The sequence below is a fragment of the Marinobacterium sp. MBR-109 genome, from assembly GCF_040547565.1.
Taxonomy (GTDB): domain Bacteria; phylum Pseudomonadota; class Gammaproteobacteria; order Pseudomonadales; family Balneatricaceae; genus Marinobacterium.
The window spans coordinates 1-3212 of sequence record NZ_JBEPPZ010000019.1 but is presented as its reverse complement, the minus strand read 5'-3'; the positions used below and the strand labels follow the sequence as shown (position 1 = coordinate 3212).

The 3212-nt window shown below is 53.5% G+C and carries 2 rRNA genes; both read left to right on the top strand.

Going from position 1 to position 3212, the window contains the following annotated elements:
• The first annotated feature begins 20 nt into the window (after positions 1–20).
• A 23S ribosomal RNA gene (locus ABIE60_RS16515) occupies positions 21–2907 on the top strand.
• A gap of 168 nt (positions 2908–3075) precedes the next feature.
• A 5S ribosomal RNA gene (rrf, locus tag ABIE60_RS16510) occupies positions 3076–3191 on the top strand.
• Positions 3192–3212 lie beyond the last annotated feature (21 nt).

Sequence of the window (3212 nt, the reverse complement as noted above, 5' to 3'; positions counted from 1 at the left end):
CAGACGCCTTCGGGTTATATGGTCAAGTGAATAAGCGTGCACGGTGGATGCCTTGGCAGTCAGAGGCGATGAAGGACGTAGTAACCTGCGATAAGCCTCGGGGAGTCGGTAAACAGACTTTGATCCGAGGATTTCCGAATGGGGAAACCCACCCGCTTGCGGGTATCTCTTAGCTGAATACATAGGCTTAGAGAGGCGAACCCGGGGAACTGAAACATCTAAGTACCCGGAGGAAAAGAAATCAACCGAGATTCCCTTAGTAGCGGCGAGCGAACGGGGACCAGCCCTTAAGCTGTGTTGTGGTTAGCAGAACGCTCTGGAAAGTGCGGCCATAGTGGGTGATAGCCCCGTATGCGAAAACCTATATGCAGTGAAATCGAGTAGGACGGGACACGTGTTATCCTGTCTGAATATGGGGGGACCATCCTCCAAGGCTAAATACTCCTGACTGACCGATAGTGAACCAGTACCGTGAGGGAAAGGCGAAAAGAACCCCTGTGAGGGGAGTGAAATAGACCCTGAAACCGTGTACGTACAAGCAGTGGGAGCCGTTTTCGGACGGTGACTGCGTACCTTTTGTATAATGGGTCAGCGACTTACTTTCAGTGGCAAGCTTAACCGTTTAGGGGAGGCGTAGGGAAACCGAGTCTTAATAGGGCGATCAGTCGCTGGGAGTAGACCCGAAACCGGGCGATCTATCCATGGGCAGGTTGAAGGTTGAGTAACATCAACTGGAGGACCGAACCGACTACCGTTGAAAAGTTAGCGGATGACCTGTGGATCGGAGTGAAAGGCTAATCAAGCCCGGAGATAGCTGGTTCTCCTCGAAAGCTATTTAGGTAGCGCCTCATGTCTCACCTTGGGGGGTAGAGCACTGTTTCGGCTAGGGGGTCATCCCGACTTACCAACCCGATGCAAACTCCGAATACCCAAGAGTGCAATCATGGGAGACACACGGCGGGTGCTAACGTCCGTCGTGGAAAGGGAAACAACCCAGACCGCCAGCTAAGGTCCCAAAGTTCTGGTTAAGTGGGAAACGATGTGGGAAGGCTCAGACAGCTAGGAGGTTGGCTTAGAAGCAGCCACCCTTTAAAGAAAGCGTAATAGCTCACTAGTCGAGTCGGCCTGCGCGGAAGATATAACGGGGCTCAAACCAGACACCGAAGCTGCGGATGCCTTAGGGCATGGTAGAGGAGCGTTCTGTAAGCCGTTGAAGCCAAAGGTGTAAACCATGGTGGAGGTATCAGAAGTGCGAATGCTGACATAAGTAACGATAAAGGGGGTGAAAAACCCCCTCGCCGGAAGACCAAGGTTTCCTATCCAATGCTAATCAGGGTAGGGTGAGTCGGCCCCTAAGGCGAGGCAGAAATGCGTAGTCGATGGGAAACAGGTTAATATTCCTGTACCGGCTGTAACTGCGATGAAGGGACGGAGAAGGCTAGGCCAGCGCGGCGATGGTTGTCCGCGTTTAAGGGTGTAGGCTGGGAGAGTAGGCAAATCCGCTCTCCCTTAAGGCTGAGACCTGATGACGAGTCTCCATGTGAGACGAAGTGGTTGATGCCAAGCTTCCAGGAAAAGCTTCTAAGCTTCAGGTTACAGACGACCGTACCCCAAACCGACACAGGTGGTCAGGTTGAGAATACCAAGGCGCTTGAGAGAACTCGGGTGAAGGAACTAGGCAAAATGGTGCCGTAACTTCGGGAGAAGGCACGCCGGTGTCGGTGACGAGATTTACTCTCTGAGCTGAGGCCGGTCGAAGATACCAGGTGGCTGCGACTGTTTATTAAAAACACAGCACTCTGCAAACACGAAAGTGGACGTATAGGGTGTGACGCCTGCCCGGTGCCGGAAGGTTAATTGATGGGGTTAGCTCACGCGAAGCTCTTGATCGAAGCCCCGGTAAACGGCGGCCGTAACTATAACGGTCCTAAGGTAGCGAAATTCCTTGTCGGGTAAGTTCCGACCTGCACGAATGGCGTAACGATGGCCACACTGTCTCCACCCGAGACTCAGTGAAATTGAACTCGCTGTGAAGATGCAGCGTCCCCGCGGCTAGACGGAAAGACCCCGTGAACCTTTACTATAGCTTCACAGTGGACTTTGACATTACTTGTGTAGGATAGCTGGGAGGCTTTGAACCCTGGACGCCAGTTCAGGTGGAGCCAACCTTGAAATACCAGCCTGGTACTGTTGAGGTTCTAACTCAGATCCGTTATCCGGATCGAGGACATTGTGTGGTGGGTAGTTTGACTGGGGCGGTCTCCTCCCAAAGCGTAACGGAGGAGCACGAAGGTACCCTCAGGCTGGTCGGAAATCAGCCAATGAGCGCAAGAGTAGAAGGGTGCTTGACTGCGAGACAGACACGTCGAGCAGGTGCGAAAGCAGGTTCTAGTGATCCGGTGGTTCTGTATGGAAGGGCCATCGCTCAACGGATAAAAGGTACTCCGGGGATAACAGGCTGATACCGCCCAAGAGTTCACATCGACGGCGGTGTTTGGCACCTCGATGTCGGCTCATCACATCCTGGGGCTGAAGCCGGTCCCAAGGGTATGGCTGTTCGCCATTTAAAGTGGTACGCGAGCTGGGTTTAGAACGTCGTGAGACAGTTCGGTCCCTATCTGCCGTGGGCGTTTGAGATTTGAGAAGAGTTGCTCCTAGTACGAGAGGACCGGAGTGAACGAACCTCTGGTGTTCCGGTTGTCACGCCAGTGGCATTGCCGGGTAGCTACGTTCGGACAGGATAACCGCTGAAAGCATCTAAGCGGGAAGCCCCCTTCAAGATGAGATCTCACCGGGGCCTTGAGCCCCCTGAAGAGCCGTCCGAGACCAGGACGTTGATAGGCTGGGTGTGTAAGCGTTGTAAGGCGTTGAGCTAACCAGTACTAATGGCTCGTGAGGCTTGACCATATAACGCCCAAGGCGTTTGGATGAATGGTTCGACTGGAAACAGTCAAAGAAACACGATTATCAGCTCGCAAGAGCACCGGTTGAACGCTTGTAGCGACAACACAGACAATCAGAGCAGCGTGACACACAGGCACGACGCTCATTCAGATCCGGTTTGTACCAGTTTTGCCTGGCGACCATAGAGACGTGGAACCACCTGATCCCATACCGAACTCAGCAGTGAAACGCGTCATCGCCGATGGTAGTGTGGGGCTTCCCCATGTGAGAGTAGGTCATCGCCAGGCACTTAATACCAGAAACCCCGG